The sequence below is a fragment of the Corynebacterium cystitidis genome (assembly GCF_900187295.1).
GTDB lineage: Bacteria > Actinomycetota > Actinomycetes > Mycobacteriales > Mycobacteriaceae > Corynebacterium > Corynebacterium cystitidis.
On record NZ_LT906473.1, the window covers coordinates 1153647 to 1174942 of the forward strand.

General features: G+C 56.9%; 16 protein-coding genes. 5 read left to right on the top strand and 11 right to left on the bottom strand.

Annotation, left to right across the window (positions count from 1 at the left end; translation table 11 throughout):
• The first annotated feature begins 3 nt into the window (after positions 1 to 3).
• Positions 4 to 255, top strand: coding sequence for an autonomous glycyl radical cofactor GrcA2 (gene grcA2, locus CKV99_RS05470; protein WP_092255459.1), 252 nt, complete (start codon positions 4 to 6; stop codon positions 253 to 255).
• A 22-nt stretch (positions 256 to 277) separates the two neighbouring features.
• Positions 278 to 1159, top strand: coding sequence for a pyruvate formate-lyase-activating protein (gene pflA, locus CKV99_RS05475; protein WP_092255462.1), 882 nt, complete (start codon positions 278 to 280; stop codon positions 1157 to 1159).
• Here the strand turns inward: pflA and CKV99_RS05480 are convergent.
• Positions 1156 to 1749 (bottom strand): class I SAM-dependent methyltransferase, encoded by a 594-nt coding sequence (locus CKV99_RS05480; protein WP_092255466.1) that lies wholly within the window; start codon positions 1747 to 1749, stop codon positions 1156 to 1158. The genes pflA and CKV99_RS05480 overlap by 4 nt on opposite strands.
• Before the next feature lie 99 nt (positions 1750 to 1848).
• Between CKV99_RS05480 and CKV99_RS05485 the strand changes: the two genes are divergently transcribed.
• A complete protein-coding gene (locus CKV99_RS05485; protein WP_092255469.1) occupies positions 1849 to 2922 on the top strand; it encodes a magnesium and cobalt transport protein CorA in 1074 nt (357 codons plus the stop codon).
• A gap of 26 nt (positions 2923 to 2948) precedes the next feature.
• Here the strand turns inward: CKV99_RS05485 and CKV99_RS05490 are convergent, their stop codons facing one another.
• The gene (locus tag CKV99_RS05490) at positions 2949 to 3404 is read right to left on the bottom strand and encodes a PaaI family thioesterase (protein WP_092255472.1); all 456 of its coding nucleotides are present in this window, start codon (positions 3402 to 3404) and stop codon (positions 2949 to 2951) included.
• Between the two features lie 95 nt (positions 3405 to 3499).
• Between CKV99_RS05490 and gndA the strand changes: the two genes are divergently transcribed.
• Positions 3500 to 4960 (top strand): NADP-dependent phosphogluconate dehydrogenase, encoded by a 1461-nt coding sequence (gndA, locus tag CKV99_RS05495; RefSeq protein WP_092255475.1) that lies wholly within the window; start codon positions 3500 to 3502, stop codon positions 4958 to 4960.
• Between the two features lie 53 nt (positions 4961 to 5013).
• Here gndA and CKV99_RS05500 read toward each other — a convergent pair whose 3' ends face one another.
• Positions 5014 to 5322, bottom strand: a complete 309-nt coding sequence (locus CKV99_RS05500) for a hypothetical protein (RefSeq protein WP_092255478.1) — start codon at positions 5320 to 5322, stop codon at positions 5014 to 5016.
• Positions 5319 to 5873 carry a hypothetical protein gene (locus CKV99_RS05505; RefSeq protein WP_092255479.1) on the bottom strand — a complete coding sequence of 185 codons (555 nt, stop codon included), beginning with the start codon at positions 5871 to 5873 and terminating at the stop codon, positions 5319 to 5321. Before CKV99_RS05505 ends, CKV99_RS05500 begins: the two co-directional genes overlap by 4 nt.
• 57 nt (positions 5874 to 5930) lie before the next feature.
• Between CKV99_RS05505 and CKV99_RS05510 the strand changes: the two genes are divergently transcribed.
• Positions 5931 to 6761, top strand: a complete 831-nt coding sequence (locus CKV99_RS05510) for a DUF1266 domain-containing protein (protein WP_092255481.1) — start codon at positions 5931 to 5933, stop codon at positions 6759 to 6761.
• Between the two features lie 9 nt (positions 6762 to 6770).
• Here the strand turns inward: CKV99_RS05510 and CKV99_RS05515 are convergent, their stop codons facing one another.
• The 7 genes from CKV99_RS05515 to CKV99_RS05545 are packed head-to-tail and all read right to left on the bottom strand — an operon-like array spanning position 6771 to position 21180.
• Positions 6771 to 9998 carry a Ger(x)C family spore germination protein gene (locus CKV99_RS05515; RefSeq protein ID WP_092255484.1) on the bottom strand — a complete coding sequence of 1076 codons (3228 nt, stop codon included), beginning with the start codon at positions 9996 to 9998 and terminating at the stop codon, positions 6771 to 6773.
• The gene (locus CKV99_RS05520; RefSeq protein ID WP_092255487.1) at positions 9995 to 10888 is read right to left on the bottom strand and encodes a DUF4132 domain-containing protein; all 894 of its coding nucleotides are present in this window, start codon (positions 10886 to 10888) and stop codon (positions 9995 to 9997) included. Before CKV99_RS05520 ends, CKV99_RS05515 begins: the two co-directional genes overlap by 4 nt.
• On the bottom strand, positions 10885 to 11739 hold the full coding sequence (locus CKV99_RS05525; protein ID WP_092255489.1) for a DUF4132 domain-containing protein: 855 nt from the start codon (positions 11737 to 11739) through the stop codon (positions 10885 to 10887). The genes CKV99_RS05520 and CKV99_RS05525 overlap by 4 nt, the downstream gene beginning before the upstream one ends.
• A 21-nt stretch (positions 11740 to 11760) precedes the next feature.
• Positions 11761 to 15303: a hypothetical protein gene (locus CKV99_RS05530; protein WP_092255492.1), complete on the bottom strand. Its 3543-nt coding sequence runs from the start codon at positions 15301 to 15303 to the stop codon at positions 11761 to 11763.
• A 3-nt stretch (positions 15304 to 15306) separates the two neighbouring features.
• Positions 15307 to 16788 (bottom strand): hypothetical protein, encoded by a 1482-nt coding sequence (locus CKV99_RS05535; RefSeq protein ID WP_092255495.1) that lies wholly within the window; start codon positions 16786 to 16788, stop codon positions 15307 to 15309.
• Entirely contained in the window at positions 16785 to 20048 is a 3264-nt protein-coding gene (locus CKV99_RS05540; RefSeq protein ID WP_092255498.1) for a DUF5682 family protein, read from the bottom strand. Before CKV99_RS05540 ends, CKV99_RS05535 begins: the two co-directional genes overlap by 4 nt.
• Positions 20035 to 21180, bottom strand: coding sequence for an ATP-binding protein (locus CKV99_RS05545; protein WP_408607559.1), 1146 nt, complete (start codon positions 21178 to 21180; stop codon positions 20035 to 20037). The genes CKV99_RS05540 and CKV99_RS05545 overlap by 14 nt, the downstream gene beginning before the upstream one ends.
• Positions 21181 to 21296 lie beyond the last annotated feature (116 nt).

The following is a 21296-nucleotide window of genomic DNA, read 5'->3' on the forward strand; positions in this document are numbered from 1 at the left end:
ACAATGGCTACCAAAACTTTCGACGAGCGTCTCGCATCCATGAAGGAAAACCGCCAGGCTAATAACATGGAATCCGGCCTCTACCACGCAAATATCAACGTCCTCGACGAGACAACTCTAGAAGATGCGATGGAGCACCCAGAGAATTACCCGAACCTCACTGTGCGCGTGTCCGGCTACGCCGTGAACTTCGTCAAGCTGACCAAGGAGCAGCAGCGCGACGTGATTTCGCGTACCTTCCACCAGGGCAAGTAATTCCAGTGAAAGCAGCGTCACAGTGGCTCACGATGGCATCACAGGAATAGTCACCCTCACCCCCGAGGAGGGCGACAAGGTCCGTGGGGTCGCGGCCGGTCTTGGCGGCGACGCCTACGACACAGCAGACGACCTAAACCGTGCCGAGCTCATGGAAGCGCGACGCACCGGCGATGTCGGGCTCGTCCACTCCTGGGAGTTGGTGACAGCCGTTGACGGCCCCGGAACCCGCATGACTATGTTCATGTCTGGGTGCCCGCTGCGCTGCCTGTACTGCCACAACCCCGACACAATGGGGATGAAAGAAGGCACACTCGAAACGGTGTCAGCCGTCGTAAAGCGCGTTCTGCGCTATCGGCCCGTGTTCAACGCGTCGGGTGGTGGGCTCACCATTTCAGGTGGTGAGCCCCTATTCCAGATCGCTTTTACACGGCGAGTCCTCAAAGAAGTCCACGATGCTGGCGTGCATACCGCTATTGACACGTCTGGCTACCTCGGGGCACGGCTTTCCGACGACGATCTTGCCAATGTTGATCTCGTGCTGCTTGATCTGAAGTCGGGTGATGAGGCGACTTATTCCAAGGTCACCGGTGGGCGCCAGCTGCAGCCCACACTGGACTTCGGCAATCGGCTTAACGCATTAGGTAAGAAGATCTGGGTGCGCTTCGTGCTGGTCCCCGGCCTTACGGACGAACCCACTAATGTTGAAAAGATTGCCGACATCGCAGCGCAGTGGAAGAACAGCGTGGAGCGGGTCGAAGTACTCCCCTTCCACAACATGGGTGCGGATAAGTGGGAGCACCTCGGAATGGATTATGAACTGAAAGATGCGGTTGCACCAACTGCAGAGTCGGTGGAACGCACCCGTGAAGTTTTCCGCAGCCGAGGGCTGACCACGTACTAGTCAGTGGGCCTGGTGAACAAAGCCACCATGAAGCGCGAATCCTGGGTGAAAGGCTTCAGGTCCCACGACTCAAAAACATAGTCGAGGGTGAACCCGACTCCCTTGGCGTTTTCCAAGAAGTCGGGAAATCCCCATCCACGCCCCGCACCGTAGCCGACGACGAAACGTCCACCAGCAACCAGCGAGTCGAAGATGTGTTGGAGGGCTGGCTCGCGACCTTCTGGAGCTAAGAACCCCATGACGTTGCCCGCCGACACTGCAACGTCGAAGTCATCTTCCGCGATGGGGTCAACTCCCAAATCGCCGACGTACCAACGCGCATGCGGGAATTGGCGCTTGGCGTGATCAATGAGAATCTCGTCAAGATCTGTCCCTACAACGTCGTGGCCTAGTTCTGCTAGACGGCCTCCGAGGCGGCCCTGGCCGCATCCAGCGTCGAGGATCCGAGAGCCTCGCTGTGGCGCGAGAGCATCCACGAGGCGTGCTTCACCATGGATGTCGTCACCAGCGTTGATCATATTTTGCCAGCGACGAGCATAGTTTTCAGAATGGTCAGGGTTAGCTGTAGTGACTTCTTTCCAGGTAGGCATGGCCTTCAGTATAGAGAAGCGTAGAATATCGGTTTGTCCTTAGCCCTTTCGGTGCCCTTTTGGCGCTCCTGGGCCCGTATACAACAGGAAGGTCGTGGCATGCCACCTCGTTTGCCTCGTCGGATGCTCAAGACAACTGAATCCACGGCACCGTCTTCTCCGCGGTATTCTATCCCGGTTGAGCGCGCCATCGACCTCTGCCGAGTGTTCCACGATGGATTGCGGTTAGCAGGCGATTTTCAGATCGATGCTGCGTTAGCGAAAGCCCGTGAGTATAGTAACGGATTCGTCTGGTTATCTCTTCATGAACCCAGTGACGAACAGATGACGAAAGTAGCGAAGGCCTTCGGCATCCATGAGCTGATTGTGGAAGACGCTGTGTCTGCCCATCAGCGGCCGAAGGTGGAGCGTTACGACGATCAGCTGTTCTTTGTGGTGCGCTCGGTCAAGTACACGGATGACGAAGAGGTTGTTGATACTCGACAAATTATTTCTACAGGTGAAGTTCAGATGCTGGTGGGACGTGACTTCATTATCACCGTGCGCCACAATGCCGAGCTTCCCGACGTTGCCGATTCTCTTGATCGTGAGCCCGAAACGGCTGCCTTAGGTCCAGCGGCGGTGGCGTGGAAGATCGCCAACAACATCGTGGAGGACTACGCCCGGATTACTGCGGAGCTGTCCGAGGATGTCGATGAGATGGAAAATGAGGTCTTTACGCCGCGCAAGAGGATCAATATTGACAAGATCTACATGTATAAGCGAGAGATTTTGGAAATGCGTCATGCTGTAGGTCCTCTGGGCCCGGCGCTTCGCACGGGTTTGAGTGTGAACAAGGACTTGCTGTCAAAGCCTTTGCTCAGTTACTTCCGTGACGTTCAGGATAACGTGCTGATTGTGACCGACCAAGTCAGCGGCTTCGATGAGAGGTTGTCGTCATTGCTAGACGCGTCGGTGGCGAAGGTAACTTTGCAGCAGAATACGGACATGCGCACTATTTCTGCAGTAGTTGGTATGGCTGCGGCTCCCACGTTGATCGCCGGTATTTATGGCATGAACTTTGCGAACATGCCTGAGTTGGAGTGGGATCTTGGTTATCCTTTTGCGTTGTTGCTCATGCTGGTAGTGGTGGTAGTCATGCTGTGGTGGTTTAAACGCAATGACTGGATTTAGTACATGTTGCTTGCTACTTCGTGGCCCTAGTTCGTGGCCTCTTCTGAAGTCGAGGTGGGCATGACCATAGTGCGGAGCTGACTAACGGCGCACAGTTTTTCTTCGTTACTCATTTCAATCCGCCACAGTTGAGTAGTCCTACCGAGATGGATGGGTCGTGCGACCACGTCGATTCGGCCCTGCTTGATGGATTTCAGGAAGTCGGTGGAGTTACTGATGCCCACTACCGGAGCACCTGCTGCCACCACTCCTGCCGTTGAACCAACAGACTCTGCGATGGCAGCTAGCACTCCCCCATTCACCAGCCCCGCGGGTTGAAGAATATTGGGTGTGACTTCTACCTCACCGGTCACGAATTTTGGGCTAATTCGGTTGAATTGCAGGCCAATAAACGTGTCGAATAGTGGGCGGTGGGCGTTGATAGCGGCCAGTTCTTCGTCGTTAAGCGCGCGTTGGCCTGCGTTGATAAGGGTTTCATACACCGTGGATCTCTCTTTCCTGCACCCAAAAGCACTTAGGTAGTACTTTTTGTAAAATTCGGCTGACAATAGTCTCACATACGAGTATGGTTGAGACTATGACCACAGATAATAACCTCGCACAAATCGGCGTTGTGGGCCTGGCAGTCATGGGCTCCAACTTGGCACGCAACTTCGCTTCCCGCGGCATCAAGACCGCTGTCTACAACCGCACCTACTCCAAGACTGAAGACTTCATGAACGAATTCGGCGAGACCGGCGATTTCGTCGCTGGCGAAACCATTGAAGAGTTCGTCAATTCCCTGGAGAAGCCACGCAAGGCCATCATCATGGTCCAGGCGGGTAAGGCTACCGATGCGGTAATCAACCAGCTGGCAGATGCGATGGACGATGGAGACATCATCATTGACGGCGGGAATGCACTGTTCAATGACACCATCCGCCGCGAGAAGGAAATGGCTGAGCGCAACCGCCACTTCGTTGGGGCTGGAATTTCCGGTGGCGAAGAGGGTGCACTAAAGGGCCCATCGATCATGCCTGGTGGCCCGAAGGAGTCCTGGGAGACCCTTGGCCCACTGCTGGAGCAGATCGCCGCCAAGGCTGAAGACGGTACCCCATGTGTCACCCACGTCGGACCAGACGGCGCTGGCCACTTTGTGAAGATGGTCCACAACGGTATCGAGTACGCCGACATGCAGGTCATCGGTGAGGCTTACCAGCTACTGCGCTTCGGCGCGGGCTACGAGCCAGCTGAGATCGCAGACATTTTCGCCGAGTGGAACAAGGGTGACCTGAACTCCTACCTCATCGAGATCACAGTGGAGGTCCTGCGTCAGGTTGATGCGGAGACCGGCAAGCCACTGGTTGATGTCATTTTGGACGCTGCAGGACAAAAGGGCACTGGCCGCTGGACGGTGAAGGAAGCACTTGACTTGGGCATCCCCACTACCGGCATCGGTGAGGCAGTATTTGCACGTGCGCTGTCCTCCTCCCTCGATCAGCGCAAGGCAGCACAGGGTAACCTACCAACCGGTGCCCTAAAGTCCTTCGAGGACCTTGGCATTTCCAAGGAGGACTTCGTCGAGGAAGTCCGCAAGGCACTCTACGCGTCCAAGTTGGTTGCGTACGCTCAGGGCTTCGATGAGATCAAGGCTGGCTCCGACGAGTACAACTGGGGAATCAACCCAGGCGACATGGCGATGATCTGGCGCAACGGCTGCATCATCCGCGCAGTCTTCCTCGAGCGCATCAAGGAAGCCTACGATAAGAACCCAGAGTTGGCATCCCTGTTACTCGACCCATACTTTAACGATGAGCTCAAGGGCCTGATGGATTCCTGGCGCAATGTGGTGGTTTACGCCACCCGCCTGGGATTGCCAGCACCTGTGTTTACCTCGTCACTGGCGTACTACGACTCCCTGCGCTCCGAGCGCCTGCCGGCCGCTATAGTTCAAGGGCAGCGTGACTTCTTCGGCGCTCACACCTACAAGCGCGTCGATAAGGAAGGTACCTTCCACACCGAGTGGTCCGGTGACCGCACCGAGACCAAGATGGACTAGATTCTTTCAACTCTTCGGCTAAAGACCTCCCCAACGGGGAGGTCTTTTCTTGTTCAGAGAGCGAAGACAAGCGCACCAAAGAGTGCTTCGCGCAACCCAAAGATTCCAAGTGGAATGGCAACTAACAGTGAAAGACCAACAACACCCAGAATCAGCAGCACCACACAGCCACCCAGGGCACCCAACCACGGCTTCGCTTTCGCCATGCGTGCTTGTCCCGGTGTGGTTACCTCTGGGCGAGCCTGTGGATCCTCGTAGCGTGTTGTGGCACGTTCCTCGGCAACGTGCACCTCATCGCGGCCATGGATCCCCTGAGGTGCAGGCGTATACTCTGCGCCGTCTGGCAATTTCTGTTGATTCACTGCCGGCTCCATACTCTGCTCATGGTGTGGTCAACGTAATGGTCGAATGCATCGCCACTCAAATTACTAGTCTGGGCCAACCTGTACGTATCACGCCAAAACTGATATACCTGTGGCATCGGTACGCGATGATCGTTAGAGCGGTACTGGCGGTGCACACCAAGCACCCATTCCACGGCGTGCACGATACGCGCCACTCCGCGTGGCCCAAAACCGTGCCACACCAGGGGTGCTGCCATTGCGCGTACTTCTACGCTGTGGGCGCCAGGCAGTGTGTCGTCGTCAAGCGCGCTTACCGACGTCACTAGATCCAAGTCGACCACATCAAGTTGGCCTGGACCAACACCTAAGAATAGGTGCCGATTTGTTGCTACGCACGCGGATTCAAAACCGGGATGTGCGCATTGGGCAACCTCAAGAACAACCTCGTCGGGCCTGCAGACGCTGACGACATCGTTTACCACCCTCGTTGCGATGTAATCACCCTGAGCGCGTGCAAGCGCAGCATCAGCGAATCGGGGCGCGCTGTTGTCAACCGAACCGTCCGTCATGCAGGCTAGAATAACACCATCAGAATCTTTCCGCTCAAGCCCGAGGAGGTTGATCGTATGGCTGCGACTGCACGGCGTGTGGCGTTCGATGCTCCGGAATCGTTTTTCCACAAAGACCCGAAAGCTCTGTGGCAATGGTCGACGAACGAGCCCGACCTTGATGCGGTACGTCTGGCTACCTTCGGTGCTCCGTATCGAGAAGACCGGCCCATTGATGGGCCACCTGCGTTTGGCGTGAAGCACAACCACACGCTGTATCGCAAAACCCTCGAGCGCTCCTGGGGCTTTACCGACGGTGACGGCGCCCGAGCGCAGATGGAACTTCTGCTTGGGCCGTACAACCATGCCACCGAATTCGACTTCATCATGTTCGCCGGCGAAGAACTCATTGAACTAGAACGGGCCGAGGGCGCGCGGACTGCAGTGTGGGAGGCACGCAAGCGCGACCTTGAATCCTTCATCGCCCGCGCAGTAGCAGCCCACAGCATGAGCGGATCCGAAGCTGTCTTCCAGTTCAACTGTTGGATGGATCTGCGTACTAGCAAAACTTTTGCCGAAGCCGCGCCACCACGTGTGCCGTTGACAACAAAAGCGTGGGATCTCATGCGCATTGAGATCGTCGGAGGAAAGTCGGTTGAGTTGGGCTGGTTGCCTGTCGACGACTACCTTGACTACTCAGCACGCGCGCTACAAGCCTTGCAGCACTACTACCCCACCTGGGCGGATGTCGCTGCAGGTTTTTGGTGGGGCCGTGCTATCTGGATGGCTGATGAGATAAAGACACCTGAAGGTGCTAAGCGTGGTCTGGGAGAAACCCATGAGACGCTCACGAATCTACTAATCCACCCGCAGTCGCCGTGGCGAGTAGCACCACTGCATCCGGAGTAGTGCACAGAATCAAGCGTTCTGCGCCCGCCACTGGACCTGCTTCCACCACTCAATGATCCGCTCCACGTTGAGTCTGCCGTAAGCAAAAGAAGCAGGATCGTCCTGTGGAATAGCCGCCGCGTAGAATTCTAAGGTGTAATCAGGCCAGCCCCATGAAACTCGTTCGCGGACCAGCTTAAATTGCTTGCTCATATTCTTACGCGCAGCTGTAGACCATCCGAAAAGATCGACCAGGTCATCGACCTTCTTTGTTTCAGGAGCGCCCGCGAGTAAGTACTCAATGGTTTCTGGTAACAACCCGCAACCAGCAGTGATTGCGGCAACGTCGGAAGGGTGCGGGCCAGCAGGCTGGTTGTTCTTCTCTTTTTCAACAGCCTGATCTACGGCATCCAGCAAGCTCATCATCTCATGCTTACGCAGCCGGTTTGCTGGCTCATTGTGGTGCGTCAAGGTTTGGCCACCGATCGTCTTGCGGTCATCTTGCAGGTAGACATAATCACCTAATTGTCTGTGCCCGAACCTGCTGTGGACAATCGCATCAGAAACAACGAGGTCACGAGGAATCAACTGTGTAGTTTCAGCCCGATGCCATGCGCTGCACAGCAATCCACGCTGTACAAGAATACGCAGTATTGTGGTCCATTGCTGCCAGTGTTCAACAGTGTGATCGGTGTGGGCACGAGCCGTTGGTGATGCCCAACGCCCCATGAGGAAGCGCTCCCTGCCTGTGATATTAAACACCGGTATCGGAGTGCCTGTGCTAGTCGTTGCGTCATAGTCCTGCTCTAACCCAGCAAGCATTAGTGCATAGCGTGCATCAATAGTCTTGGCGCGGATGTATTCATAGCGGGTGAAGTGGAACAGTGATGCCACTGCATCGGAAACATGCAAGGGATCGGCCCGCTTTGCTTGCTGCGTAGCCAGAACAGCGCCACATTCCTTACGCATCTTTTGCACGTGGGCCACCTGTTTCTCGATAGCAGCAATGAGCTCTGGGTGCTCAGTGTCTAAAAGCTCGGCGACGGGCATGATCTCGTCGAGAAGCAACTGTGCCTGATCTGCAGTCACGTTGCGCAGCAGTCTACTGGCGGCCTCATCGCAGGCGGGAAGCTGTTGAAGAAGAACCGCTGGAATCCAACGCATCGGATCAGAATCCACCTGGCGGGTCCTCCAATGCTCAATGTCGCGCACTGGGCTGGAGGCATCCTCAACCCATATCGACGGCGCTGATATGTAGCGAGACTGCGCATCATGGGTCACCCTCCATTGTCCCCCGCCAGGTCGATCCACGATCAGCCGTGATTCCGTCACGCCGGCCCACAACCGGGAAGGTTTTTCAGAGTTGGGGATGTCCTGGATTGCTTTGAGAGAGATTCGGTCCGGTGTGTCACCCGGTATTAATGCGCCAGAAGACAGGATGCGGTAGCCTTCGTCGTTACGCGAACTAACCGGCAGTGGCTCCTCATACCCATCGAGGGTTCTAAGTTCGAACATGGTGCCCTCTGCGACCCACATGCCCTGCCACCCGACCTGGTAGCTGCCAGGTACCGCCACTGGCCACAGTGCAAGGATATCGCCCTGGCTCTCCCACCCATACCGTGTCGCCGACGAGATGAAATCGGGTGGTTCGATATCGAACATGGACACAGTATTACCTTCGACGTAGGCCACACGATTCCCGGAAATCAACACAGCGCCCGGCGATGACTCGGACACGTCGACCGTCCCGTGGCTGGCTAAATCACGGTAGGTGCGCACAAACGTAGACCAGTCCAACTCGTTGAGCACACCGTGGCGTAGTCCTGAAGCTAATACTTCACTCCACCCCGGATTTAACGCCGTCGCTACAGCGCCAGGAATCTCGTCGGCAACAGTTGCCCAATCGACCTTGAGTAAATGGCTCACAATCGCGCGGGCTTCATCAATAGTGCTGTCGCGTAGGTGTTTGCCAATCCGGTCGCATAGTGCCGTGAGCAGGGCTGGGCCACCAAGCCGTGGGAATAGTTCAGAAAACCACGTGTCCGCATGCAAAGATCTAAACGCTGATAATACGATATCTAGCGCTTGGTCGTGGTCGACGATGCCTGTTACTCCCCAATCGGGTTCGTTGTCGTTTGACCATGGTATGTAGTGAATGCGCGCGCCTTCGGGAAAGACTACCGGTGCCCCAGCCAGCAGCAGCGCATTGACCACACCAATCGGCGCATTGTTGAGAACAATCGGCTCACTGACTGTAGAGAAATCTGCCCGTGCGATCTCGTCGCGCACCGCCGCTGATGACACCGAGGTGACCAACAGTGGTATCAGCTGCGCAATCCATGCGGCATGTTGCTCCGGGTTGCGGCGTAGTTCTGCAAGTACACCTGCACGCTCGAGGAGGGCGAGGTAGTAGTCGTTGCGAGAATGCACGAATCGTGTCGAAAGTAGTGTGTCGCGAAACTGAGACTTCTTCCACAGCGGGGCAAACTTCAGCGCTACCACATGGGAGGTACCCGCTAGCCCCGGCGAGGTGAGCACCAAGTCACCGATTAGTCGGTCAGTTTCTGCTTTGTTGCGCCCTTCGCGTGCTGCCGCTTTGCGCATGTCACTCAGGAAGGTGGAGTGTGCGCTGTGACCTGCGCCCAACCACTCCTCTGCAAGGGCTACAGCCGTATCGAAAGAGGCCTGCTCCATCTCGGCTTTTAGTTCCCTAACCGCGACAAGTCCGCGTTTAATCAGGTCCGACATTGCCTGGCGATGGCGGTGCGGATCAATGGGAAGCCCGTGTGCACGTTCCAGCTGCCGGGCTGTGGAGGCCATCTCCTTGGCAAGTTTAATTTGGTAGGCATCGCCGAGCAGTCGGGCACACTCCTCGCACAGTGGTGCGACTAACTCAGGTGCCTCGTCGATCAATGGCTCGGCGCGGGCCATGATAAATCCACGCAATTCTGACTGCGCTTTGTGAATATGCTTCTGCAGGTATGCCAAATCGCCCATCAGCCGTGTGACCGTAGCGCGGTATTCGGGGAAGTTCACTAACGCATAATCAACAAAACTTGCGGTGTCCGCGGGCACTCGCCCTACCTCGCGCACCGCCAGAACCTCACCATCGAAAATCGCGGTTGTCGCCTGGACCGCTTCGGGTGCTGTGGTCAGTGTGACCAGCGTGCGGCCTGCGATGTGATGATCGAGCGCGCTTAACGACGACCACCCTGCTGGGCTTTCATTGCGGGAAACAATCGGTGAAAGGGTGCTCATGAGTGAGCCTCCTCGGTTGTGTTGTCAATTGTGCGGGCTGCGTACGCTTGGTGGGCCAGGCGCATAGTTTCTGACCACGTGACAGGGCCGATGTCGCTAGGTGGAACACTGCGATCAGCGGCTGTGAAATACACTGAGGACAGGAAAGCCTTCTCCTTCGGCGAGACAAAAGAGATATCCAACCGGCCTTGCACCCGGCGGCCTTGTTCTTCGACTTCTACCTGGAGGTACTGGGTGGAGAACTTTGCGCCGTTATCGCGGGCGATGCCAGCAAGAATTCCACCGGGGTTGATCTCTGCGTCTGCGTATGCCTGCATTGCGTCTTCACGCTCACGAAGCGTTTCAGGTAACGGGTACACGTCGCGGAATAACTGGTCGACGCTCTGCGTCACACCAAGGTCGATGACAAATTCACGCCACTGATCACGCTGAGCTATTTTGATCGGGTGCGGGATCTGGACCAGCTGGCTTGCACTGACCTCAACCTCATGGCTTTCACCGTCGAGATCTACCAGCTGGAGGCAGGTGGCGTCGGCATGGCGCAACAAACCGTGCACTCCTCCAGCAGTGACCACCAAGTCTTTCACATAGTGCTGCCACACTGAATCTTTCCAGATAGCACCGAGTACCTCGCTAGGAACAGGGCCCTCTTGAAACAGCCAGGCTATGACTGCTTCGCGGCACCGATCGTGGTGGGCAGCAAAATAGTTGCGCAGTGCGTCGACCTGTTGATATACCTCATCAGTCTTCGCTTTCTTCGGCACACTTTTCAGTGTTCTGCCTTTCTTGTTGCGCGCGACAATCTTATCGGCATACGCGCCTGATAAGGCGAAGTCATAGTCTGCGCCCTCGAACCAGCTGCTTATCGCAGTGTCAGCGTTGGATGTCATTGTGACTCGGCCTCTGCATTCGTCCTGCCAGCGTACACATAATTAGCCATGCGTACTGCCTCTGACCACAGCGTGTGACTGATCTCGTCCCAGTGGGCTTCCCTATCCCCGGAGGTGAAATGAAGATTGTAGATGTGGGCGGTATCGTCGAAGGCCCAGGCTTCAACCTCGAGATATGCGCCAACGGTGGTGCCGTTTTCTTCCATGGTCATCCCGATAGAGTTAAAGGTAGCGCTATAGCCAGCACCCCGGGCACGTCCGATCAGTGCGCCTGCGCGTGAATACTCGGAGCCTTTGAAACTGGACTGCACAACTTGGCCGTCCGCTCTGTCTGCTGGCTTCTGATAGACATCGCGCATCAACTGGTCCATTTCCTGCTGCACGCCAAGGTCGATGGCAAACTCCCGCCAATCCTCAAGATCAGGCAGTAACACTGGGTGCGGAATTGACACGACGGTGGTCTCATCGACAATCATGGTTGCCTCCTCGCCGTCTAAATCAATGACGGTAAGAGCCTCAGGTGAGACGTGGCGCAGCAGACCTGTCGCCGCACCGTCGGTAATAACGAGGTTTCCCAGCTGCTTTTGCCATGCCTTGTCGTCCCACACCGCTGCAATCACGCGTGTAGGTACGGTCACATCCCCAAGAAGCCATGCGCGTACGGTGTCCCGGCAGGTGCGTGCGTGCTGCTCAAGAAAATTCGCTTTGGTATCGATAGTTTCATAAGCGGACTCTACTTTTGCTTTAGCTGGCACGGTTTTTAGCACCGTGCCCTTTTTATTCCGGACAACCACCCCTGCGGTGTCTGCGTCAAGGGCGAAGTCGTAGTTGTTTCCTTCAATCCAGGTCATGCTTGGCCTCCGTTCTTATCCTTAGTGCTGATCCTGCCCTGTTAGGTGCAACCACCACTGGTGGACGCCCTCGACGTTGAGCCTGCCCCGCACAAAATCCTCTGGCTGATCCGGTAGCACCGCGAGCCGAAAATCGAGCCGCTTTGCAGATACAGCACTACTTGTCCCAGAGTTGCGGCGACCATGCTGTGGGATCTTCCACAGGGTTTCTTTCTGCGCTTTGGTAAAGCCGAACACGGTTTCATTTTCGAGGAATTGCCACCGAAATCCGCAAAGTTGATAAGCGATCATATTCGGTGTCAGTCCCGTCCTGGCTTCGATTTCTGCAAGGTCTCCTTGGTGCATCGCCTCAAGCCCAACAGCGTGGTCAGTATTGAGCTGCTGTTCAAGTACATCGAGTACACGGTGGAATTGCTGTGCGGAAAGAGCAGCCTCTGGCCCCGGGCGAACAATGGTGCAACCTTCAAGTTCATCACCGCTTAAGCGGGTGACGCACACATACGCGTTACGCCATGCTCCCCATGAGGACATCATGAATCCTGGAGCCTGGATATTGCTTCTGGTAGCTGAATCAACCTCCACGCAGGTCCACTCACTGCCTAGTACTCCTGCGTTGATCAGCGTGCGCATCGCGGAGATCCATTCATGCCACCGAGAGATACTTGGCATGAAGGACCGCGTCACCGGTGACAACAGGGATCCCACATAAGCTGCTTCATTACCCGCTAGCCACAGAATAGTTTCGGCTTGGCGCATCTCGTCAAAGCTGGCCTTTTCTTCGACAGTGCGCCACGCGTTGTAGGCAGCAAGTGGAAAATTCTCTGCGCCCTCGAACCTGGTAAAGGCGCCGTGTGGACCCAGATCGTGGGAAAGATCACTGCCCTTGATCGCGGATGTGACCACCGAATCGTCGGTAAGCGTGGCGAACTCTGAGTCAAGCATGGCACGGGTAGATGCAAAAGGTGCTGAAGGATTCATTCCACCGAGGCCTTCATGGACAGACGTCACGGTGCGAAGCACCATCTCGACGATCACAGGATCTGTGCTACCAATGGTTGAGGCAATAGTCTTTTTATCCGGCTGATTGAAGATGCGCCGGACATCGTCGTTGCGTATGGCGCGTAACGCCCGGCTGGCAGCTTCGTCGCGGGATACTAAGTTCCCAATTGCGGATAGTGGGAGTTGAATAGTGAAGTCGCCTGCGGATGCAGTTGCCACAGTCGAAGTCCGATCAAGGTGGTGCCTGCCTGCAAGCGTCGGTTGAGTCCAGACTTGCTTGCTGCGAAGGCTGTGATAGGAGTAGGTAAAAAGGAAGTGTCCCCCACCTGGTCGAGGTGCCGTCAGCCCGATCTCGTCTGGGTATTCAGCTCCATCACTTGTGCGCACATCGGCATGCTCCGGCATGCCATAGCGGTATTTTTCCGAGCTTGTCGAACACAGTGACCCCCACTCGGGCGTGCCGACGGTAAATTCGCTCACCCAACCTTTGTGCTGGCCATTGACCACAGGCGGGTCTACTTGGGCCCATTGGCCATTAATCCAGGCGAAGTAGCTGTTGTTGTCTTCGGTGTAATATGCGCCATCAATGTAGACAACCGAGCCGGAGCGATAAGTCTCAAGGGTTCCGCCCTCGGCAAGAAACCCTGATGCGGTGAGCCTTCCGCCATCAACGGCAAATGACGTCTCAGTTCCACTCAGCTCAAATTGTCCGGTGACGGGCACCTCATACTCAGTGCCAGCCTTAACCCAGTGGAGGTGCACACTGTTGACATCATACGTCGATCCGATCGGAGTGATGATGACAATATCTTCGCCCACTTTCCATGCACACCGTGGCCAATCATTCCCAGTGGCGACCTGCTCTGTGGTGTACCACTGCAGAGTGTCGCCTTCCACGTAGGCGATATCTCCTCCCGCCATCATGGTGACGCCAGGATAGGAGCTATGAACGTAGATCGCGTCGACATGGTGGCCCTTGCGCAGCATTTCTGACATCGCGTGCTCATAGGTCGGCCAGGTCAGCTCTGCAAAGTGACCTGTGCGCAGCCGCCGAGCCAGTGCCGAGACTGGGTCGAAGCGAAGAAGCCTGTCGACGAGTTCTGGGAAGTGGCGGTTAAGCGTGGCCAACGCCATCGTCTCAATACTTTTCTTGCGCTGCTTGATCCAGGACTGCGAAGCCAAAGCAGTCGCATCTTCCTGTTCTTGCTGGGCCAAGTAACGCTCAAGGGCAAGGCGCGCAACCTCGATTCCGCCCTCAAATTGCAACAGCTGGACGATGCTGGATCCGTACCAACCCTGAGGGTAGTGGTCATAGTTTGCGTAGACCAGCTGCATGGCGTCTTCATCGTTGGCAAGGGTATCCAGCCGGGTAGCAGGGCCCATGCGGTTGTCGGTGCGCTCTGGCAGTCGGGTGATGAAGGTTCGCGCATTGGGCGCATACTGCAGCGGGATCCCTTGAGCAAGCAGCTCGTTGAGCACACCGACATGCACAACATCAATCAAGATTGGCTCGAATTTTTCAGGGCTGCCGGGGCTATTGATCCCGTCAGGGAACTGAGCACGCCGGATTTCCAGAATCAGACCGTCTTGATTTTGGTTGCGGTGGGGGCTGGCCATATTGCTGTCCACCAGCTCCAGAACCCACGCAGCGTGCTCTTTGGGGTTCGCGCGGATTTTGTCCAGCAAGCCCGTGTTTTCCCAAATCTCAAAGGTTTGCTTCATGGTCAGATCGCGGAAGTCAGCCCTGAGTAATTCGCGCCAGTTTGAAAGCTGGGAGAAGTAAGGCGAGAGTTCGTCGATAAGCTCACGGCCTGCACGTTGAAAACCCGGTGTCGGTGCAAGTGCTTCGGCGATGGCGAGCTCTGCTGCCTGTGGGTCGAGTCGGTCGGCTTTGGCTGCTTTGCGTAGCTCAGCAAGCATCCGTTTGTGAGGTGTGTGCTTGGCGTTGAGGCGATAGGCGTTGAGTTCGAGCAGCTCGTCGAAGGTGGCGGTTTTCGCCTCGGCGCTGATCTCGCGGGCGCCGATAGCCCCAAGGCGTGCGAATTCCCTCATCGCTTTTGCATGACGTTGCGGGTCTTTATCAAGGTTTTTGTCGCGTTCGATCTTGCGCGCCTGCCCGAATAGCTGTTGGGCTTCTTTCAGTTTGCCGTTATCTGCAAGTATGCGGGCGGCTTCTTCGAGAAACAACGGAGCGATTTGCGCTGCTGTTTCGGCCAGAGCAGCACCGGTGTCTTGGGCTCGTTTCTTTAACTTGGTCGCGGATAGGTGCAGGTTGCGGCGCAGCCACGCGGTCTCTTGCATTGAGGTTACCGCGTCACGGGTGAACTCCGGGTAGTGTGTGATCGCCCATGCAGGGTATTCATCTGATTGTGGTTCTGCATATCCGACAGCTGTTACGGTTGGGTCCGAGTCGGCTACTTCGGAGACCACAGCCACAGCGGGTGCAACGTCGGTGACAAGCTGTACGACGCGGTGGCCGAGAATCTCGTAGGATACCGCCTGCACCTGCTCAGTTGCTCCCGTGGCCTTGTTGCGGCTGGTGTGGACTGTTGCAAAAACCGCCATATTTTAATGCCTTTCCTGTGAGCTTTTATACAAGTAATACACCCCCAGCGAGCAATGTTCCCGCCAGCTGCCATCCACAGCGCGTCTCAGCAGTCGTGCTGCCGTCGGTGCGGCACACTCCTCCAACCTGTCAGCATCGCCAGTGACGGCAGCGAACCTGTTGGCTAGGCCCTGTCTCCCGTCACGAAACGCGATGGTCGCCCAGGTTTTCAAAATGTCTTGTGGCGAGGCAGTAATGTTGTCAAAAGGCTGATCGCTTGACGTTGATGCCACTAATGGGCGCGGTGTTGGGCGGGGCCGATCCAGTCCCGGAAGATAGCGCCGACCTGCAATCCACAGTGCCAAAAGTTGGTTGTCGCGGTCTGCTAGACATGTTGCTGTGTCGCCGAGGTGATCGGTGAGCCAGGCGCTAAAAGTGTCTAAATCAAGCTGTTTGGCGCCTGGTGTGAAATCGAGATATTTCCCACCGATGTGTACTCCGTGAGTTGTGACCGTACCGATCTCACCGGTATGCCATGTTAGTTCGCCCTCAAGCACGCGGTCGCGCACCTTCTCATAAGTCGCCTCGGCGCCTTGGACGGCGCGTGCTTTCTTGCCACGCTGGAGGCTGCCGTCGGAGCTGGCAGCGGCTCCGGTGATCAGCAATGTGCGCCGTGACAACTCTGCGTAGGTGCAGTGGAGGTCTCCCAGGCGCACAGCTGAGTTCCACACGTTGTAAACGTTGCTTGCCTCTCCAGGTGGGGTCTTGCTGATGGAATACAGCTGGCCATCGGGGGTGCTGAACACGATGCGGATTCCAGCGAAACCGCCAAGTTCCACGACGGGTTCCGCCCAGAGAGGGGTCAGCCGCCCGTTGGCCCCAAGATCAATATTTTTATAGTTGTGGCGCACCCGCGCGGTCAGATCAGGATCGGCCGGGTTGTGCACCAACCGGTGCGTGACGACGAGCGCTTCCGTGACCGCATCGTAATCGGGATCGGAGGAGTAAAGCTGGGCAATCATACTGGTCAATGACCGTTCGAGGCGGTGAATCCCAGCCACGCGGGCGTCTTGTGTCAGGGAGGCTAGGCGTTGGCGGTGCCCCTCACCCATGCCGGTTAAACCGGTATGTGCCACCTCGGTGAATAATTCGTCGAGTGTGGCAACGATCCGAGCAGTCTCCTGCGATGTCGATGCAGAAACAGGTTCTGCCACCGGAGGTGGCGGGGTTGGTGTGTTCGCTGCACTAGCTTCTACACTAGCTTCTACAGCCTGGGGTGCTGCCGCAATCACGGCGGCGATATGCGCGCACTGTGGCGACAGCAGGCAGCTGCATTGAACTGAATCTTCGGTGATGGTGACGGTAGCTTTGCCCACCGTCACAGCAGTACCGTGACGATCCACCGCGTCTACGGTCATCGTTGTGGCGCGGTCGCGTAATCGCTGGGGAATTCGTGCCAGCAGCGCTTCGGCCACACTCGGGCGAATCGGTGCGAGATTGGTCATGCCAGCACCCCTGCTACCCATTCGGCGAGTTTGGAAGGTGTCATCGTCGCCACGCGCATGCCACGTTCTGCCAACGTCCGCGCCATCGCCACATCATACACCCCTTCGCCTTGATCATTGAGGGCTGCGCAGCCAAGCAACTGGACCCCTGACTCGCTTAACCATTGCACCTCGCCCACTAAATCGCCGGTGCTATATCCCTCATGAAAATCACTGATAGTGATGATTGCGGTGCGCGCCGGGTTGTCGATCAACTGACGTGTATAACGCAAGGCGCTACCAATATCTGTGCCACCACCAATAGAAATTTCTAGCAGTAACTCCAGTGGGTCGCCGATATGATCCGATAAATCAACTACTGAATCTGAGAATGTGAGAAAACTGATGCGAAGTGTTTTCACGCTTGCCAGGATGGCACCCGTGAGCGCTGCGAACACGGTCGACTGTGCCATCGACCCAGACACATCAACCAGCACAATAATGTGCCATGGGGAGACCTCGTGCCGGGGTTGATAAAACAGCGGCGTGACCGGCACCACCACGGGGCGGTCGTTGACCTCAGCGACGTGCTTCATGTTTCGGCGCAGGGTTGCTGCAAGGTTGATCCGCGCGGAGCGTCGTCGACCGGTGGTTGTTGAGAGCGCACCGTTGAGCGCTGGGTGAATTTCTGTGGCGAGTTTCTCGCTCAATTCAGCAACCGCTCGTCGAACAATAGGACGTAGTTCGTCCAGTTTTCCTTGGGGAAGGCCACCTCGGAGAGCCAGCACCTGGGCCAACACGTCTGCGTCTGCACGTACCTTTCTCGGGTCGGCGAAACTGACAAGGTCCAGATTGCCCCGCTCGACGGCCTCTCCTGCAATTTCTTCGAGCATATCGGCACCGAAGTGAGCGGTAATCCTCTCTGCCCAGTGGCGTGGCGCAGGCCAACCCCGGCCGCGTCCACCGGCGTGTCCGTATAACTGGTCTAGGGTGATACCCACGTCGAAGCTTGGCTGGCCCAGCTTGTTGTATTCCAAGCCCAGCAGCAACCGCCAGCGGGTCGCTGGTTGAAAGGACACATCCGCCAAACCTAGTGTGGTGAGCCGCTGCCGGATCTCTTCGTCGACACGCGCAAAACGTTCCAAATCCTGCGGGGCAATGTTGAAGGTAGAGTGGGCCACCCCGCGGTTTTGCAAGAACTGTTCGCGGCTGGTCACATCCGTGGCGTCGTCGAATGCGGTGCGCAAGCTGGGGGCGGCTGTAAGGAAGACGGAGTCGGGGCACTGCTCCACCCATTGCACAAACGCCTCCAGCTCTGGAGCATCGACCCAGCTACCTCCACTGGCCAGAAGGAATCCTGTAACTCGTCGTTGGAGCTGCTTGCGGCCAACGGGTGTGGCCACGCCTACCAGCCACCCAGCGATCGCAGCGTGAGAGTTCAGTCCTGTCTCCACCGAGTAGCGGGCGGACACAGCAAGGCCAGCTCCTTGCATCAAGGCTGATCCTTCAGTACACATGTGGGTCAGCTCGTGGCGCACCGTGACTGAGTCCGCGCCCAGCACTGCGACGGCACGAGGAAGCAAGCGTGCGTCGTCTTCATTTTCCGACTGCCGGATTCCCGCAAGCTCGCGAACCAGTGCCTCCTCGCACCGCTTCGCAACCTGTTGTGCCTGCTTCATCAGAGGCGCCGGAAGTATCTGGGTAGACGGGAGGGTGGCTTGCGCGACTGCACCGATAGTTTCCATGGCGCGCACCACTTCTGTAAATGTCGCCTGAGTGACACCTTGAGTGGCATATGATTCTAAGGCCAGGCGCAGCGCTCGAGGACTACCAGTGCGGGCAGCCTGACTAATGCTGTGGAGGATGACGTCACCGCTGGTTCCTGCTGATTGCAGGTTGTTATGCAGCGTGGAGCACAACCATGCGTCTACCGCCTGGTCTAGTCGTGCACCATAGCTCACCAGATTGTGCAAACCTAGCTGCGTCGGCTCCGACCACTGTACGCGTGCCGTGTAGCTGCGCGCGGGCAATCCACGGATCTCGGTAGCCGTGCGCTCAACAAGATAGTCCACGCCTGCAACGCTCAGTCGTTCCAGCATCAGGTGTCGGCGCAGTCCGGTCGACTGGTAAGGCTCAATCCGCAGCGAAGATATCACCTTTGTGGTTGGCATCTTGAGCTCTTTGAGCTCTTGGCGCACCGCAGTGACCAGTGCGGGTTGCTCGACGCTGTCTGGTAGGTGGCCTGTGCATGTGCCAACTAGCACCTTCTCCATGGCTTGTGCGATGATTCTTCCACGGCCAGTCACCGAGCCTTGAGCGAACACACTTGTTGCTGCCTCGACGATCTCGAGACGTCCCGGAGCTGGCATGTGACGCAGTGTGGCAAGACTTGTTGCCACGCGGTGTGCTTCAGCAATTTCACCAGTGCCTACCTGCTCCCCAGATTCGCGGCACGCTCGCGCAATATCCGTCAGCACTGCAGAACACGCATCAACTACGTCCTGGGGTGAGCGAGCCTCCCACACGTGTTGTTGCCACTGTGGATCCCGGATCCCTGAGGCATACCCGCCACGGGTATCAAGACGGGTAAAGCTAAACGGGATCAATGATGCGTTCACCGGTTCGGCTTCACGCGTGTGAGCACTGCACTGGGAGTCTTCGACGAGGCCGGCCGCATGGAAGCTTCCAACTACTGTCAGCAGCTGGTGCCCCACCGCGACAAGCTGGTCAAGCTGGTTACGCATGAACACTTCGCGCTGCATGGTGTGGCGATCCACGGTTGTTGCCATCCGTGAAGCGACACCGATACCGATCGCTGCACGTCGCACGCGTTCCGACGATTGTCCTGGAGCACGCCCCTCGACGTTGCGGTCCCAGTTATCTTGTCCGATTAACTCCTCGAACCCTGCCTGGTAGGTGGCTGTCTCATCGTCACGAGGTGTTCCGGCGGGCAAGTCGATGGCATAAATCGGGATCCCTTGTGCGTGCGCCCACCGCATGATGGCAAGTTCCGGCGAGAAATCTGCAAACGGCCACAAGCCTGCCCCACTGTCCCACGCGGCGGCGATCGCCACAGGTGCTCTGAGATCACCGCGTACCAGGTCTGGAACCATGTGTTGCAGATCTACCGGCAGCTCAACTGCTACCGCAGTTGGCCGAACTGTGTTGGCCACATCAATAACCATTGTGGCGCACGCAGGCGAATGATGACGCACACCGACGATAGTGAACGGATGACGAAGTATTTCGTCGATAAGCACACGCGGATCAGGCGAATTCATGTCGCTGGTCCCACAATACTGACCACGGGCTGCCTACCCCCTCACGTTCCGCGCGTCGACGCACCACCGCGTCCCAATAGGTGCGAAGCACAGCCGCATCATCAGGATTATCTTTGCGAACCGCACCGAGTAAGTGCGCCGGAACCTCGCTGAGTCGATCACGCCCGCCTGACCCAAAACAGCGGCTGGACAGAATCATCGACGAGGCGATACTGGCGGCCTCCGCCGTCGACATTACCGTAGACGGTTTCTCCACGCCCCACCCCTCTTCGGTCACTCCACGGCGCAGATCGCGGACGATTGTGACCAAAAGGTTGATAATCCGCTGATCAACCGCGCTTATCTCCTGTGGTAATGCCGCATCCTCCAAGGCTTGTTTGGTCCGCGTATCGACGAGGGAGATTTCCTTGGCGCGATCAGCAATTGGATCAATCTGTTCAAAATTAAACCGTCGCTTCAGCGCCGCCGACATCTCAGAAACACCACGATCACGTAAATTCGCGGTGGCAATCACCGCAAAACCTGGGCGGGCGGCCACGTTTTCCTGGCCGAGTTCCGGCACAGCGATACGCCGCTCAGACAGCACTGGCACCAAAGCGTCTTGAACTTCAGGTTGGCAACGGGTGATCTCCTCAACACGCGCTATTGCACCCGATGTCATCGCTGCCATCACCGCAGACGGAACAAGTGCCCGCATCGATGGCCCCTCGGCCAGCAACAAGGCATAGTTCCAGCCATAGCGCAGCTGATCTTCTGTAGTACCGGCACTGCCTTGAACCGTCAGCGTCGATGTGCCTGAAATCGCAGCTGCCAGCAACTCTGACAGCATGGATTTGGCGGTTCCTGGTTCACCCACAAGCATGAGCCCGCGTGAACCCAATAGCGTGACCACGCAACGCTCAATCACACTGCGTTCACCGATGAACTTTGGCGAAATAGAACCTGAGGCATCACCGCAGACAAAATCCACAACAGACTCTGGCGACAATTTCCACCCTGGTGGCCGCGAGTCCTTGCGTGCAACAAGATCTGCCAGTTCCGCTTTGTACACATCTTCGGGCAATTTGGTTTGCGCTACAGCTTCGGCAGCTTCGGTCGATGGCAATGTCTCACGCTCCTTTTCTCCGGTGATGTCCACTGTACTTCCGCCAGCCTGGACACGCGGGGGCGTTTAAGACACGCTGCCGCGCCTCACACTCCCTCGTACTGCCCAGAACGATCGGTTACAGGTTTTGGCTCACACTCAAG

What these genes read in the sequence shown, in the direction of transcription:
- gndA (WP_092255475.1), top strand. Translation starts at nt 3,500, where the DNA reads ATGACCACAGATAATAACCTCGCACAAATCGGCGTTGTGGGCCTGGCA.
- CKV99_RS05480 (WP_092255466.1), bottom strand. Translation starts at nt 1,749, where the DNA reads ATGCCTACCTGGAAAGAAGTCACTACAGCTAACCCTGACCATTCTGAA.
- CKV99_RS05505 (WP_092255479.1), bottom strand. Translation starts at nt 5,873, where the DNA reads ATGACGGACGGTTCGGTTGACAACAGCGCGCCCCGATTCGCTGATGCT.
- CKV99_RS05540 (WP_092255498.1), bottom strand. Translation starts at nt 20,048, where the DNA reads ATGAATTCGCCTGATCCGCGTGTGCTTATCGACGAAATACTTCGTCAT.
- grcA2 (WP_092255459.1), top strand. Translation starts at nt 4, where the DNA reads ATGGCTACCAAAACTTTCGACGAGCGTCTCGCATCCATGAAGGAAAAC.
- CKV99_RS05520 (WP_092255487.1), bottom strand. Translation starts at nt 10,888, where the DNA reads ATGACATCCAACGCTGACACTGCGATAAGCAGCTGGTTCGAGGGCGCA.
- CKV99_RS05525 (WP_092255489.1), bottom strand. Translation starts at nt 11,739, where the DNA reads ATGACCTGGATTGAAGGAAACAACTACGACTTCGCCCTTGACGCAGAC.
- CKV99_RS05535 (WP_092255495.1), bottom strand. Translation starts at nt 16,788, where the DNA reads ATGACCAATCTCGCACCGATTCGCCCGAGTGTGGCCGAAGCGCTGCTG.
- CKV99_RS05510 (WP_092255481.1), top strand. Translation starts at nt 5,931, where the DNA reads ATGGCTGCGACTGCACGGCGTGTGGCGTTCGATGCTCCGGAATCGTTT.
- CKV99_RS05530 (WP_092255492.1), bottom strand. Translation starts at nt 15,303, where the DNA reads ATGGCGGTTTTTGCAACAGTCCACACCAGCCGCAACAAGGCCACGGGA.
- CKV99_RS05485 (WP_092255469.1), top strand. Translation starts at nt 1,849, where the DNA reads ATGCCACCTCGTTTGCCTCGTCGGATGCTCAAGACAACTGAATCCACG.
- CKV99_RS05515 (WP_092255484.1), bottom strand. Translation starts at nt 9,998, where the DNA reads ATGAGCACCCTTTCACCGATTGTTTCCCGCAATGAAAGCCCAGCAGGG.